This is a genomic window from Streptomyces sp. rh34 (assembly GCF_002551245.1).
Classification (GTDB): Bacteria; Actinomycetota; Actinomycetes; order Streptomycetales; family Streptomycetaceae; genus Streptomyces.
Genome location: NZ_NTGZ01000185.1, coordinates 1 through 14,708, shown reverse-complemented (window position 1 = coordinate 14,708; position 14,708 = coordinate 1). Strand labels below are relative to the sequence as shown.

11 protein-coding genes and 1 pseudogene are annotated in these 14,708 nt (G+C 72.4%); 5 read left to right on the top strand and 7 right to left on the bottom strand.

The window, feature by feature from the left end; all coding sequences use genetic code 11:
- The 6 genes and pseudogenes from CR470_RS27160 to CR470_RS27140 all read right to left on the bottom strand — a co-directional run.
- Positions 1-1,127: pseudogene (locus CR470_RS27160) on the bottom strand (hypothetical protein); the annotation flags it as partial.
- Positions 1,128-1,131: 4 nt separating this feature from the next.
- A complete protein-coding gene (locus CR470_RS39765) occupies positions 1,132-1,290 on the bottom strand; it encodes a DUF6760 family protein (RefSeq protein WP_003966147.1) in 159 nt (52 codons plus the stop codon).
- Entirely contained in the window at positions 1,287-1,781 is a 495-nt protein-coding gene (locus CR470_RS27155) for a hypothetical protein (RefSeq protein WP_097870151.1), read from the bottom strand. Before CR470_RS27155 ends, CR470_RS39765 begins: the two co-directional genes overlap by 4 nt.
- On the bottom strand, positions 1,778-2,218 hold the full coding sequence (locus CR470_RS27150) for a phage tail protein (protein ID WP_007457189.1): 441 nt from the start codon (positions 2,216-2,218) through the stop codon (positions 1,778-1,780). The genes CR470_RS27155 and CR470_RS27150 overlap by 4 nt, the downstream gene beginning before the upstream one ends.
- A gap of 56 nt (positions 2,219-2,274) precedes the next feature.
- Entirely contained in the window at positions 2,275-3,822 is a 1,548-nt protein-coding gene (locus tag CR470_RS27145; protein ID WP_097870150.1) for a phage tail sheath family protein, read from the bottom strand.
- Positions 3,823-4,527: 705 nt separating this feature from the next.
- A complete protein-coding gene (locus tag CR470_RS27140; protein WP_097870149.1) occupies positions 4,528-5,814 on the bottom strand; it encodes a COG1470 family protein in 1,287 nt (428 codons plus the stop codon).
- Between the two features lie 239 nt (positions 5,815-6,053).
- On the opposite strand from CR470_RS27140, the gene CR470_RS27135 reads away from it, so the two are divergent.
- Positions 6,054-6,779, top strand: coding sequence for a helix-turn-helix transcriptional regulator (locus tag CR470_RS27135; RefSeq protein WP_097870148.1), 726 nt, complete (start codon positions 6,054-6,056; stop codon positions 6,777-6,779).
- 138 nt (positions 6,780-6,917) lie between these two features.
- On the opposite strand, the gene CR470_RS27130 is transcribed toward CR470_RS27135, so the two are convergent.
- On the bottom strand, positions 6,918-8,351 hold the full coding sequence (locus CR470_RS27130) for an esterase/lipase family protein (protein WP_441350782.1): 1,434 nt from the start codon (positions 8,349-8,351) through the stop codon (positions 6,918-6,920).
- Between the two features lie 84 nt (positions 8,352-8,435).
- On the opposite strand from CR470_RS27130, the gene CR470_RS27125 reads away from it, so the two are divergent.
- From CR470_RS27125 to CR470_RS27110, 4 genes are all read left to right on the top strand, one after another.
- On the top strand, positions 8,436-10,544 hold the full coding sequence (locus CR470_RS27125; protein WP_097870147.1) for an ATP-binding protein: 2,109 nt from the start codon (positions 8,436-8,438) through the stop codon (positions 10,542-10,544).
- Entirely contained in the window at positions 10,541-12,844 is a 2,304-nt protein-coding gene (locus tag CR470_RS27120; protein ID WP_097870146.1) for a WD40 repeat domain-containing protein, read from the top strand. Before CR470_RS27125 ends, CR470_RS27120 begins: the two co-directional genes overlap by 4 nt.
- A 169-nt stretch (positions 12,845-13,013) precedes the next feature.
- The gene (locus CR470_RS27115; protein WP_097870145.1) at positions 13,014-13,715 is read left to right on the top strand and encodes an RES domain-containing protein; all 702 of its coding nucleotides are present in this window, start codon (positions 13,014-13,016) and stop codon (positions 13,713-13,715) included.
- A 501-nt stretch (positions 13,716-14,216) separates the two neighbouring features.
- Positions 14,217-14,600 (top strand): XRE family transcriptional regulator, encoded by a 384-nt coding sequence (locus CR470_RS27110; RefSeq protein ID WP_097870144.1) that lies wholly within the window; start codon positions 14,217-14,219, stop codon positions 14,598-14,600.
- Positions 14,601-14,708 lie beyond the last annotated feature (108 nt).

Genomic DNA, 14,708 nt, shown 5'->3' with positions numbered 1-14,708 from the left:
ACGCCCGCCGGTCCGTCGGGGCCGGCCGGCCTGGCTCCGGCGGGCATCTCGCGCAGAGGCTTGCCCAGGGCGGGGCGGACCACATCGGCGGCGGGCCGGCCGGAGACACGGTCAGGAGACGGGGCGTCGCCCTCCGGAACCGTACGGTCCGCACTGCTCCGCCGCTCGGACACGGCCCGCTGGACGGCGGGGGCGGCAGCCGGTCCGGACGGCTCGGCCGATGAGGAAGGAGAGGAGGAAGCGGAGGAAGAGGAGGACGCGGAAGAGGCGGACGAGGTGGAGACGGTGGGGGAGGCGGGCACGAGCCCGGCGATCTGCCGCAGCGGCATCGCCGGACGCCGGGCGACGATCAGCGGCGGGGCGATCCGCTGCGGACGTACGGCGGCGGGAGTGCGCGCACCGGAGGACACGGACGACCGGGGCGGGGCAGTGGAGGGGGACGGGCCGGACGCTCCCGACGCACCCGACGCACCCGACCTGTCCGGCGCATTCGACGCACCCGATCCGCCCGAAGGCGACCGGTTCGCGGTGGACGGGGCCGAACCACGCGCCGCGACCGACCGCTGGACCGGCGGCGATCCAGGGCCCGGCTTCCCGGCCCCCGTACCGCCGTTCGTCCTGCTGCCCCTGCCCGTCACCACGTTCACCGGGGCGGACGGCAGGTCCGTCGTGGGCCCGGCGGGCTCGTCGGCGCCCGGGGGCCGGACCGCGCGCAGCAGCAGCGGCCCGCCGGGGGACGCGGACCGTGCGCCGCCGGGACGGGCGACGCCGTGGATGAGGCCGACCGGGGCCGACGGCAGGACGGAGTGGCCGAGTTCGCCGCCGAGGGCCGGGTTCTGCCAGGAGGCCAGCCGCGACCGGAACCGCAGCCCGTCGCTCACGCCGATCGAGGACCGGGCGACGGTCACCGACGGCGGGGCCACCCGCCGCCAGCCGCCGTCCCAGCCACCGGCGTCCCCGCCCCCGCCGCCGACGCCCGTCGGGGAACCGGAACCGGAACCGGAAACAGGGCCGGGGTCCGGGACGGGAGCGGGTGCGCCGGACACGTCGGCGAGCCCGCCGCCCTCGTGCGAGGGCGCGCCGGAGCGCTGCCGGTCCGCCCGGCGCAGCCAGTCCCCGAGCCCCACACGATCACCCGCCTTCGTTGACGCGGGTGTTGATCCGCGCTATCTCCCGCACCCACTGCTGACGCTCGCCGTGGGTGAGGTCGAGAATGTCCTCACGCTGCCAATGGAAGTGGTAGGCGACGTACGCGATCTCCTCCCGCAGCCGGGGAAGCGCGTACGTCACGATTCCCCCAGGCGCCCACCCGAGAGGTCCACCTCGAACGACCCGTGGCACAGCGGGCAGGTCACCGCGGCATGCGTGTGGCCCTCGCTGTTGATCCGCCGGTAGAAGTCCTGGAGGAACGCCACGTCGGTCGCGTACATCCGCTCGACGATCCCGGCGTGCACATCGGTGACCGTGCCGAGCTGGGTGATCACCTGACTCAGCAGCACCACGGACAGATACGCCGGATTCTCCTTCACCCGCAGGTCGATCTGCGGGCGCAGCTCGTCCCGGGCCGTCGCGAGCCGCATGGTGCCGCTGCGGTGCACGTGTCCCTCGTCGTCGACGTACCCGCGCGGCAGCTCGAAGGCGAACTCCGTCTGCAGCGTCTCCCGTTCCCGGGGGCGCGCGGGAGGGGGCGCGGAAGCCTCCTCCCGCGTGGCGGGCGCGGCGGCGAGGTTGTCGAGGACTTCCTCCAGCCCGCCGCCCGGCGTAACGGTCCGGCGCCTCATTCGACCACGATCTCCTCGAAGGTGATGGTCACCGTCTCGGTCGCCGCGCTGGACTCGCCGGCCTTGAGGGAGGGGCCCTCCCACTTGGAGGCCCAGCCCTGCATCAGCTGGATGCGGCGGACGGTCTCACCGGTCGAGTCCTTGATCTCGATCGTGAGGTTCTGCCGCGCGGTGTCGACGGCCCCGTTGTTGAGGGTCTCCTTGATCCAGGTGGTGAACTCGCTGCTCTTGTCGAGCCCGCGGGTGATCGTCACCTCGCCCGCCTGGCGGGCGCCCGGCTGCTTGCGGATGATCTGCTTGCCCTCGGCGGTCACCTGACGGACCTCGACGACTTCTTCCTCGACGGTCATGCCGCTGATCTCCTGGATGGACTCCACGAGATAGCCGCCGAGCTGTACGCCGAAGACGTGGGTGGAAAGAGCGTCGCCCTCTGCCATGACTCTGTGTCACCTGTTCCGATCGAAAGTGAAAGGGTGGGGGAGGACCGGGAAGGTCACTCGTCGACGAGGCTGGTGCTGTCCGAGAACTGCGAGAGACGGAAGATCACGAACTCCGCGGGCTTCACCGGCGCCACCCCGATCTCGCAGACGACCTGACCGAGGTCGATCGACTCCTGCGGGTTGTTGCTCCGGTCGCACCGGACGTAGAACGCCTCCTCGGCCGTGCGGCCGAACAGGGCGCCGCGTCGCCACTCCTCGGTGAGGAACGCGGTGACGTTGCGCCGGATGCTCGACCAGAGGCGGTCGTCGTTCGGCTCGAACACCACCCACTGGGTGCCCAGGAGGATGGACTCCTCCAGGTAGTTGAAGAGGCGGCGCACGTTGAGGTAGCGCCAGGCCGGGTCGGACGACAGGGTGCGCGCACCCCAGATGCGGATGCCGCGGCCCGGGAAGGCGCGTACGCAGTTCACGCCGATCGGGTTGAGAAGGTCCTGCTCGCCCTTGCTGAGGCGGATCTCCAGGTCCACCGCGCCCCGGATGACCTCGTTGGCGGGGGCCTTGTGGACGCCGCGCTCGCCGTCGCTGCGCGCCCAGACGCCGGCCACGTGGCCGCTCGGCGGGACCAGGGCGTTGCGGCCGCTCGCCGGGTCGAAGACCTTGACCCACGGGTAGTAGAGGGTCGCGTAACGCGAGTCGTAGCCGGCGTCCTCGTTGCGCCAGGTGCGCACACGCTGGGCGTTCATGCCCGGCGGGGTGTCCAGGACGGCGACCCGGTCGCCCATCTGCTCGCAGTGCGAGATGACCGCCAGCTGCACGGTCTTGACGCCCTCGGCGTCGATGTCGCCGCGCTGGAAGGCGCTCATCAGGTCCGGGACGGCGACCATCGTGATCTCGTCGATCGCTTCGAGACCGGAGAACCCGGTGCGCGCGGAGGCGTCGCCCACGTACTCGGAGGCGTCGAGCCGTGCCACACCGGAGCCGGGGGCGCCCGCGGCGGCGGGGGCGGGAGTGAGGGCGACGGTCTGCTTCTCGGGGCGGCTCTGCGCCGTGCCCGGCTGCTCGGTGACCTGGACGAACTTGGAGTCGCGGGCCTGGGTGACCAGGTAGCCCTTGACGTTCTTGCGGAGGGAGACGTCGTACGTCTCCACGGCCTTGCCGGCCTGGCGCACCAGCAGCCGGAAGCGGTCCTCCGGGGGGTTCTCGCCCTCCGCGTCGGCGATCTCCACGGAGAGGTCGGCACCCGTGCCGGGCTTGGCGGACACGAGAAACCCGCCGAGTGCGACGGGAGCGGGCGCCTGGGTGACCGCGCCCTGCGCCGTGCCCTCCGCGCCCTGTGCGGGTCCGCCGATGCGCACGATGTAGGCCGCGCCGCCGCCGTTGGCGAAGAAGCCGTAGACGGCGTGCGCCAGATAGGTGTCGGCGGTGAAGGCGCCGAACGTCTGCACGTACTGGTCCCAGTTGGTCACCAGCGTCGGCTGATGGAAGGGGCCCGTCCCGGCGAAGCCGACGAAGGCTGCGACCGCGGTGCCGACACCTTCGATGGGCCGTGCTCCGGACTGCACCTCCTCCACGTATACACCGGGGGTGAGGTACGACGGCATGCTCGCTCCTTCTGGACGGTCACTCGATCACTGTCCAGTCTTGACCGTCCGGCCGGGCGGGGAGTAGGTCCCAGAGTCCTGGACGCGGGGCAACGAGGCTGCCTTTCCGGGCCCCCGTACGCCGGGTAACACTGCCCTTGGCGGGCCGGGCGCAACGGTCGACGTATTCGCGGGAGCCGGCCCGCATTCCCCGGTCGACATGAAGAGAACGAGAACAACGTGTTACGGAACAGTCCGACATCGCCGCCCCTGCCGGGGGATTGGGCGAAAGGGCGGACGCCGGTGCCGTGACCCGATGTGTTTGGTATCTCTTTTTCCCGGTAAACCCCGGCAGGCCCCTCACCGTCCGGGGTCACGGGGGGAAGCGCTCCGAGGAGACGCGATTCGGCCAGAATGCGCCGAGAAGGCAGGCGGAATCGGTCGCCTCCGGAAGGGTGAAGCGGTCGCGAGGACGCTCCGAACGGGCACGAGTCGACCGGCATCGCGCCGTCAGGACCGTTTCTGAGCAGGGCTGTTCGTGCCCGCGGCCATCGGAAGCGGATATTCTTCCGATGCTGTCGCTGCCGCGGACGACCGAACTGGCGGAGACCTCTGGTGTTCCGGGAGGGCGAATCCGCCACCGCCCGGCCCGCCGGGTTTCCTCTCGACCGGGTTTCTGCTGTTGTCTCGTCGGCAGGCGAAGCAGAACGCTCGGCGTCGCTGTTTCTATCGTGCGAGATCGCTCAGTACGCCGCTGACATTCAGAACCTGATGGCACCCGGAAGCCTGCGTACCGGTGGCCGGAGTGCCGGGCTTGGCACAGGTGACGGAAGCGGTGACGGTGGCGTTCTCCGGAACCTGAATGGGGGTGACCCAGTGATAGTCCTGGTTGCGGAAGGTTTCCAGCGCGATCGTCGTGATCTTGCGCTCGCCGAAGGAGATCGTCACGACGCCTTCGTCACCCTGGAAGTTCGCCACCACGATGTCGGTGACGCCGAACACCTTCCCGGCCGGAACCTTGTAGGCCTTTTCCTCGGTGGTACCCGCCCGGGCCTGCACATCGATGGTCTCGGACGCCTGCTGGCCGCCCCCGCCACTGCCGTTGCCCCCGCCCCCGCCGCTCGGGCCGGAACCGCCGCCCGTACCGGGGCCTGTTCCGTCCGGGCCGGTTCCCTCTCCCTGACCGCCCGCCGGGCTGTCCGCACCACCGGGCGGGGTCGATCCCTGCTCCTTGCCGCGCTCGGTCTCCTCCTGCGCGGCCTTCGTCCCCGCCTGCTTGGCCGTGCTCTGCACCGCGGGCCGCACCAGGGCGAACCACGCGAGCAGCAGAGCCAGCAGCGCCGCCAGCACGATCAACAGCCACTTGGGCAGCACCGGCATCTGGGCGAACTCCCCGGGCAGCGGCTCGGGCCCGCCGGGCTGCTCGTCCTCGGCCTCCCCCTCGCCGCCCTCGGTCGCCCGGACCTCGAACGGCCAGGTGACGGGCTCGCCGAACCAGATCAGCGTCCGGGCCCGGACCTTCAGCCGGACCTCCGCCGACTCGCCCGGCTCCAGCCGCTTCTTGTCCGGCGTGAAGACCAGCCGCAGATCCTCCCCCGCCTGCTTGCCCGCGAGGGCCACATCGACCGGGGTGTTCCCCTTGTTCTGCACCGCGGTGCGGAAGCGCGCGCCCAGCCAGCCGCGGCGGCGGCGCGGTTCCAGCTCCGTGCGGAGCTCGTGGAAGGGCTCCACGGTCACCGTGCCCTCGGGGACCACCACCGACTCGGGCCGCTCCGCGGGCAGGACCCGTACGGCCAAGGGGGTTTCGCCCGCCCGGACCTCGTGGGAGCGGGGCGGGGCGAAGGTCAGGGTCACCGTCTCGGAGGTGCCCGGGTACAGCGACACACGCGCCGGCTCGACGGTACTCCAGGCGGCGCAGTCGCCGGCCACCTCAAGTGTGTAGGCCTCGACGATGTCGCCGTCGTTGCGCACGGTCAGGGTGGTCGTCGCGGTACCGCCGGGCGACACCGTCACCGTGGGGTTTTCGAGTTCGGCAGATGTGGTCACTCTGCGACGTTAGGCCGCCCGCACCGCCCGGCAGCAGAGACGCGAGGGCAACAAGCGGGCAGGGGTGGTGCCCCGCGGGCCCCCCGGCACGGTGTCCCCGTGCCCTCTCCGCGGGCACGCGCGCCATGCCCCCCGACCGGCGGGGGCGACACGAGGACCAGCAGGCATATCGGGCTGAAGCACCTGAGGAAGACGGGCACGCAACAATGACGACGATCACGGACACGACGAACAGCACGGCGACGCGCGGGCAGTACCGCAGGCCCGCCGCGGCACAGCGCCGCACGGCCGACTCCGGGGGAGCGCCCGGGGGCAGGGTCTCCGTGGCGGTGTACGCGGAGGACCTGATCCTGCAGACCGGCATGATCCACCAACTGCGGGTGCGGCCCGAGATAGAACTGCTGCCGGAGGCCGAGGCGGACCGGGCGCAGGTCTCCCTGGTCGTGGTGGACATGGTGGACGAGCCCACCGTCCAGCTCCTGCACCGTCTCCAGCGCAACACCTCCACCCGCACCGGACTGGTCGTGGGATTCTTCGAGTCGGGCGCCCTCCAGACCATGATCGAGTGCGGGGTCGCCGCCGTCCTCCGGCGCGGCGAGGCCGACCAGGACCGGCTCGTCCACCTGGTCCGGGCGATGGCCAACGGCGAAGGCGTCCTGCCCGGCGACCTGCTCGGCAAGCTCCTCGACCACGTCAGCTCCCTCCAGCGGACGGTCCTCGACCCCCGGGGTCTCACGCTCTCCACCCTCACCGCGCGCGAGGCGGAGATGATCCGGCTGGTCTCGGAGGGCTGCGACACCGCGGAGATCGCGCAGAAGACCTCGTACTCCGAACGCACCGTCAAGAACGTGCTGCACGAGGTCGCGACCCGGCTCGAACTGCGCAACCGGGCCCACGCCGTGGGATACGCGATGCGGCACGGGCTGATCTGAGGACCCGTCGCCCCGTGTCCGGGCCGGGAGGCCCGGCCCGGCTCCGGGGGACCCGGCCCCCGGCCGCCTCACGTCCCGGCCATCGACCGTCTTCACGCCCCGGTCCGGCCTGTTCGCGGAGACGGCCGGCCCGCCCGGTCAGCGCCCCGGTGGCCGCGTGCCGCCGGGACCGGCGAACACCAGTTGCGTCAGCGGCGAGGGCAGCCGGTCGGCCTCCACCGTGATCCGGTACAGCCCGGCCCCGGGGAGTTCCACGTCGGCCGTCAGTGCGTCGGCGTCCTCCGCGTACGGACGGACCCGGCGGCGGACGGGGCCGTCCACCGAGGCCACCGTGCAGTCGATCCCGGACGGGTCGTCCGTCCCGGTGATCCGGAGCGACCAGGACGCCCCCGGTGTCACGTAGTCCGGCACCGTCAGTCCGACGCCCTCGCCGGCCTGGTCCGGACCGAGGTCGTCCTCCTCCAGGAGGAAGTCGACGACCGCGTGCCGCGCCGCCCCGCCGCTCGCCAGCGCACCGTGCTGGAGCGCGATCGGCACCGCCCCGCCCTTCGGGGACGCCGAGTCCCGGTGGACCGTACCGTCCCCCCGGGCCCGGAAGCGGAGAGCCACCCCGTTCTCGTCGCGCCTCAACTCGCCGTCCCGGTGGGCGCGGAAGCAGAACTCGGACGCCAGGACCTCCCCGTTCTCCAGCCGCAGGGACTGCACCGTGTCCTGGTGGACCCCGGCGACCGGGCGGTGGTGGGGCAGCTCGTGCCGGGCGAGCCGGGCGAAGAACTCACCGGAGTTCTTGGCGAGTTCCTCGTCCCCTCCCAGCGCGCCGACGTCCGACGGGGCGAGCCGGCGCGCCCCGGCGCCCTCCTCCAGGCAGACGAACCGGGGCAACAGGTCATGGACGCCCGGCATCGCGGCGGCCAGCGCCGCGAGCCTGCGGTGCGGCAGCGGCAGCGGCGCGCCCTGCGCGGCGTTGAGGATGTTCGCCGCGACCACGGACCCCCGGAACGGCGTCCCCAGCGTCATCACTCCCCGGGTATCGGCCGCCAGGTCGTCGTCGAAGCCCAGGGTGAGCGCCGCGTGCGTGACGAGCCCGCCCATGGAGTGGGCGACGAAGACGAGACGCCCCTCGCGCTCGTCGAGCGCCCGGCGCCGGGCCGCCGTGTGGGCGGGGTGCCCGCGCCACCGCTCCAGATGCCTGCGCGCCTCCGCCGCGAGGAGCCGGGCGTTGACCTCGACCGGCAGCCGCCAGTCATAGGGGAAGGGCAGCACCGCGTCGGGATGGGCGACGGTCTCCTCGATCGACCGCGTCAGCTTGTGATACGGCTCGATGCCTCGCACGAACGGGATCCACACGGGGGTCCGCAGGAGCCTGCGCGGCTGGATCCGCCCGTACACACCCGCCTGTTCCTCCGGCGTGAGGTGCAGCGGGGCGAGACCGTCCCGGGTCAGCCAGGCCTTGGCGAGCCACTGGGGATGCGCCAGCCCCCAGAGCACCTTGCCGGTGACGGTGTCGTACAGCTCGCTCCCCATGATGCCGGGGACGATCACGACCGCGTCGTGCGTGACGGCCGGAGTCACCTCCGGAGATAAGCGGGGGGTGCTGCCGGGGCTGCGGCCCGGATTCGTCTGCGGCGGCTTCGTCATGCCTGGAAGACTAGAGAGATGCGTGACACGGCGGGGGAGTTGGGGCGAAATCGGGCCGCAGAGCAGAACGGGGCGGAGCGGACCCTGCTCACGCTGGCCGTACGCGACTACGGCGACGGCGACGAGAGCTTCACCGCGGGCATCGACGAACAACTGGACGTCGTCGCCGAGTGGTGGTCCTCACCGGTCGCGTCCGACGGGTTCCGCCATGTCCCCGCCCCGACCGTGACCCGGCGCGAGCACGTCGAGGACTTCCTCCGGGAGAACCGGGTGCGGGAGATGGAGGGAGAGGCGCTGGTCCTGTTCATCACCGGGCACGGCTACGCGGGCACCCGGACGCACTTCCTGCAACTGCCCGACTCCGTCAAGGGCCGCCACCTCAACACCTCGGTCCGCACCACCGACCTCATCACAGCGGCGCTCGACTCCCACGCCAGGAACGTCCTCGTCATCGTCAACACCTGTTACGCCGGGAAGATCAGCGGCGAGATCGACGATCTGGTCGAGGACATCCGCGCCGAGCGCCGGAACACCTGCCGGCTCGACGTCCTCGTCACCGCCGGACACGACCGGCCGGTCCAGGTCCGACGGTTCTCCACCCTGCTGCGCGGCGCGCTCGAACGGCTCCGCACCACCGCGGGCATCACCACCCCCCACCTCAGCGTCGTCGAGCTGATGTCGGAGTTCGAACGCGGCCTGGACCCGGCGGATCGCAGGAGACACCGGCTCCACCGGGTGGTCGACGGCAGCGGCGTCCTCACCCCCACCCCCTGCATCCCCAACCCCGGATACCGCCGGGTGCGCGAAACGGCCGGCGCGGGCGGCCGGCGCGCGGGCGCCCAGGCCGGCGACCACTGGCTCGACCGGGCCACGGGGCGCACCCAGGACCAGGACCCCGGCTGGTACTTCCGGGGCCGCGAGGACATCAACCGCAGCATCGCTGCCTTCCTCAGCCCGGCCCGCACCCGCGGGGTCCTCCTCGTCACCGGCAGCGCGGGCAGCGGCAAATCCGCCGTGCTCGCCCGGGCCGTCGTCCTGAGCGACCCCGCGTTCCGCGACGACCCCCTGTGCAAAACGGCACTGGACCTGTCCGAGCCCGACACCGTCCCCGCCGCCGGTTCCCTCACCGGGGCGGTCCTCGCCCGGCACCGGGGCGCGGCGGAGCTGGCCCACGACATCCTCGAAGCCCTGGGGGAGACGCCCCGGCGGATCCGGTCGACCGAGGACCCGGTCGTCGAGGCCGCCCAGCAGATCCTCGCCGCGCTCCGGGACCGCGACGACGCGGTCACCCTCGTCATCGACGGCCTCGACGAGGCGGACGAACGGCAGCGCATCATCGAGGACGTGCTGGCGCCGCTCAACGAGTTCTGCGCGCCGCGGCTGGACCAGGTACCCGTACCGCGGCTCGACGGCGAACCGTTCGCCGACCGGGGACGCGGCCTGCGACTGCTGATCGGCGTACGCTCCAGCCGGCCGCTCAGCGAACCGTCCGGTGAACTGCCCGAGGAGGAGCAGGGACACAACGAAGCGCTGAAGGCCGTCTTCCCGACGGCCGAGGAGCAGCGTACGGACGACGAGGGCAGCGAGAAGGACATCGCCGCGTATCTGCGCGCCCTCATCTGCGAGGGCGGCTGCGGGCACCGCGAGTCGGCCGCGGAGGCGGCCGCACTGGTCGCACCCGCCGTCTGGCCCTCCTTCATCGACGCGCGCATAGCCGGTGAACAACTCCGGTCCGCCGAGGACCCCGCCGCGGTCGCCCGGCAGCCGGAGTGGCAGAGGATGCTGAACAACGGGACGGAAGGGCTCCTCAAGCGCGACCTCGTACTGGTCGAGGGCGACGGACTCCCCTCCGAAGTGGCCCTCGCTCTGCTGCGCGCGTCCGCCTTCGCCGGGGGAGCGGGCATCCCCTGGTCCACCATCTGGCCGCAGATGGCCCGGGTGCTGCTCGGCCGGGCCCTGCCGGACTGGGACGAGATGATCGCGAAACTGCTCAAGAGCCGCCTCAACGGCTATCTGGCCCACGACCACGAGGACGACCGACGGGTCTACCGGCCGGCCCACGAAACGCTGGCCGAGGCGCTGCGCGACCTCGACACCGACTGGCTCGACCGGGGCGGTGCGGCATGAGCGGGCCGGCCGGCGACGACCGGCACGCGGAGATCCACCGCCAACTGGCCGCCGCGCTCGCCGAACTCGTCCCCGACGACCCCAGCATCCCGCCCCACCCCTATCTGCGGCGGCACCTGGCCCAGCACGCCGCCCAGGGGCGCGTCCTGGACGACACCCACGTACCGCCCGCCCTGCTGCCCTGGGAGTCGAGCTCCGGGCTCGGCCGCCTGCTGGCGGGAGAGGGGGACCGGCCGGCTCAGCAGCAGTGGCTCCAGGCCTGGGCCACCCTGGAGCCCTACTCCCGTGATCTCAGCCCCCTGTCCCGGCTGACCAGTCTGCACCTGGCGCACCACGCCGCGATGTCACGGGACACGCCTTCGCCCCGGCCGGGCTCCCCGGACGCGCCGTTCGACCGCTCGCCCGTCACGCCGCTGTGGAGCGACTGCGCGAGTCCGGACAACGTGTGGGCCCTCAACGACGCCGACGTCGTCTCCCTGACGTCGACCGTCCCGCGCCCCCGGGCACCCCACCGGGCCCTGCTGGTCACCGGCGACGACCACGGCGTCGTGCGCGTCCTGAGGCGCGACGGCTCCGCGTCCGCACCCCCGATCACCCTGCACGAAGGGGCCGTCTCCCACCTGCTGACCCTGCCCGAGGGCATCGTCGCCACCGGAAGCACCGACGGCGCCGTCGCGATACTCGACGCCGCCCGCGGCCGCCCGATCGGTCCGGTCGCGCGACGCACCGGGGCCTGGGTCACCTCGCTCACGCTCCACCGGCCGCAGGGCGGGGCCCCGGTGCTCCTCGCGGCCTGGAGCGACGGCCACCTCGCCGCGTTCACCACGGCGACCCTGCACCGGGCCGACGTTCCGCTGCCCTCGCCGGAACCCGTGGCGGCCCTTCTGAGCGGCACGACACGGCCGGACGGCGGACCGCTGCTCATCGCCCGCCACGACACCGTCGCCGGTTTCGACGGCCGTACCACCCGGGTCCGCTCCCGCCATCCCGCGCCCGTCCGCACCCTGGTCGCACTGGCGGAGCCCGGGAGTTACGCCGTGGGCGACTCCGACGGCAATCTCTCCGTGCACAGCGCCGGTCCCGACTCCCGTACGCGCTCCGTCCGGGCGACGACGAGCGGCGCCGTCACCTCCCTGGCCGTCGTCACCGTCGAGGGCCGCGAAACCCTCGCCTCCGGGGGCGCCGACGGCACCGTCCGCCTCTGGCGGCCCGAGGGACTGGAGCCCGTCGGCGCATCCCTGCAAGCACACGCCGAAGCGGTCACCGCCCTCACCGCCCTGTCCGAACGCTCCGGAACCCGCCTCATCACCGCCGGATCCGATCGCACGATCCGCAACTGGCCGCTGGCCGGCGCCACGTTCCGGCACGGACGGGCCGGGTGGAACCGCGTCACCGCCAGCGCGCTGTCACCCGGACCCGCGCACCTCCTCGCGGTGACCGAGGGAACCACCACGCTCGTCCGGAACATCGACACCGGCGAGAAGTGGCCCGTCATCGACGACGAGCCGGTCACCGCCCTCGCCTGGGCCCGGCGGCACCACCGTCCGGTGCTGGCCGCCGCCCTCAGCGACAACAGCATCGCGCTCCACACCCTCGGCCCCGGCGACGCCCCCACGCCGCCGCCGCGGCTGCGCGGGCACTTCTCGCCCGCGCTCGCCCTCCTCGCGCTGCCCGGCGGCGACGGTTCCCGCCTGCTGGCCAGCGGGAGCGCCGACGGAACCGTACGGCTGTGGGACCTCGACCGGCACAGTGAAGCGGCCGTCTTCGACGACCACCGGTTCAGCGTCCGCTGCCTGGCCTCCACCCGTACCGACGACGGCGTCCTCCTCGCGTCCGGCGGCAGTGACGGGAACCTCCGCGTCTGGGACGTCGCCGCCCTCGCGCAGCACGGCCCGACGATCCGGTGCGGCCAGAACATCGTCAACGACGTGGCCTTCGCCCACCTGCGGGGCGGGCCCGGCCTCCGGATGGTCACCGCCGGGCAGAACGGCACGCTCAGGCTCTGGGACCCCGACGCGGCCTCCGGCCACCTCGCCGAATTCGCCCCCGGGGACGGGGAACTGCACGCCGTGACCGCCTTCCGGGTCCACGGCAGGCGCGTGGTCTTCGCCGCCGCCGGGGCCACCGGCATCCACCTGTGGGACGCGGCCGCCGACAGGCTGCTCCTGCAGATCGTCACGGGCCACCCCGTCAGCGCCCTCCGCACGGCTCCGCAGCCGGAGGGGGAGCCGTCCACCGTGCTCCTCGCGACCGCAGAGGCGGGAACCATGATCTTCCGTGTCCACCACGACCGTCTCTGAGAACGACCGGTCCCGACCTCATGTGCGCCGTCCGCGCGCCGACGTGCTCCGCCGGTGCGCCCGCCGGGGGCCACGACGGGCCGACAAGCGCGGGGTACGTACGCGACAATGATCAGCCGCGAGCCGGGACCCACGGGCACGCCATCACAGACATCGCTATCGAGGACTCATGACCGCTGTCTTAGACCCAGGTGCCGTTCCTCCGGTCGAGCTCGCGCGGCCCCCGGACCGGGGCGTCTGGCGGCTCGGCAAATCGAGCGATCCGCTGAAGTTCAACCGGATCGAACCCGAGACCATCGAGGGATCGTCGGCGGGCCGCTTCAGCCTCTTCACCTACGGCATGCTCTACTGCGCGTCCGAACAGGCCGGCTGCTACGCCGAGGCCCTGGCCCATTTCCGCGTCCAGCCGAAGATGCGTGAACTCCTCGCCGACGCGCCGGTGGCGGCCGGCCGGATGAAGCCCGGTCATCTGGCGTCCAGCTGGCGCGACACCCACATCCTCGTCCGGCTGAAGCTGGCGCCCGACGCCCAGTTCCTCGACGTCGACGCGGACGCCACCCGCGATGTGCTCGGCCGGGAACTGCGGAACGAGTTCGCGGCGTGGGGCATCGAAGGACCGCTGAGCGAAGAGCACATCCACGGGCGGGACCGCCGGGTCGCACGCCAGATCGCCGCCTGGACCGTCGCCCAGCGCAACGCCGAAGGACACCGGCTGGCCCAGGGCATCGCCTACCGGTCGGGATACGGCGGACGCCGCTGCTGGGCCGTCCTCAGCGACACCGACTACGTCGAGGCCGAACGCCGCCCGATCCTCGCGGAATCCGTCGAACTGAAGGAAGTGGCCCGCGAGTACGGCCTCACCGTCCGGTGATCCGCGTCCGGTGGGGCCGACTGGCGGTGCGGCATGTCCCCCGATCCGGTGCCCCGCCCCGCGACGCGCGGTCGCACCGCTGCCCCCACATCCTGAGGCCCTGAAGGAAACCTGCAGCTCAGAGGCGTGCATGGCAACAAGAGGAGGGATTTAGCACTCTTTTAAGGTGGGAAAACCATGGAGTAAGTGGCAGGTGGACGGGTACCCTTTCCTCAATATCAGAGGGGGGAAGCCGTGTTGACCCGGACTGTCGGTCACTTACGCCTGCCGAACGCCGCGCCCGACCGCGGAGGCAGAGCGATCCGCATGTCCCAGCACCTCGGCCACCTCCTTTGGCCCGAAGAAGCGCCCGAAGCGGCCAGGGTTTCCACGCGCACGGCGCGGACCCCACGCCCGAGCCTGACGAACGGCAGCGCCACGCGGCCCCTTCCCGTCATCGCGCTTCCGGCGCACGCATCCTCGGCTGACGCCTCACGGCGAGCGAGAGGAAACGAGGAGACCATGCAGACCATGCGAGAGACCACCGCCGAGGCCCGCGCACACCGGGACACGACGGAGCAGACCATCGCGGACATCGCGCGCTTCCTGCAGGACAACTTCAGCCAGCGCGTCACCGCGCACGTCGCCGGCATCGAGGACGCCAAGCAGGTCGGCAAGTGGTGCAAGGCGCTCAACGCCCCGCGCTACGAGGCCGAAGTGCGCCTGCGCACCGCCTACCAGATCTTCAAGCTCATCGAGGAGGGCGAGAACCCTCACACCGCGCGCGCCTGGATGATCGGGATGAACCCCCAGCTGGAGGACGAGTCACCCCTCCAGGCCATCGCCGACGGGCACTTCAAGGACGTGATGGCCGCCGCCCGTTCCTACCTCCAGGGCGACCTCTGACGCCCCCGCCCACTCAAGCAGCGACGGCGCCGCCGGCCTGACGGACCACCGTCGGCCGGCGGCGCCGTCGTGCGGCCCGCCCCGGCCGAGTCCGGCCCGTACGGCGCC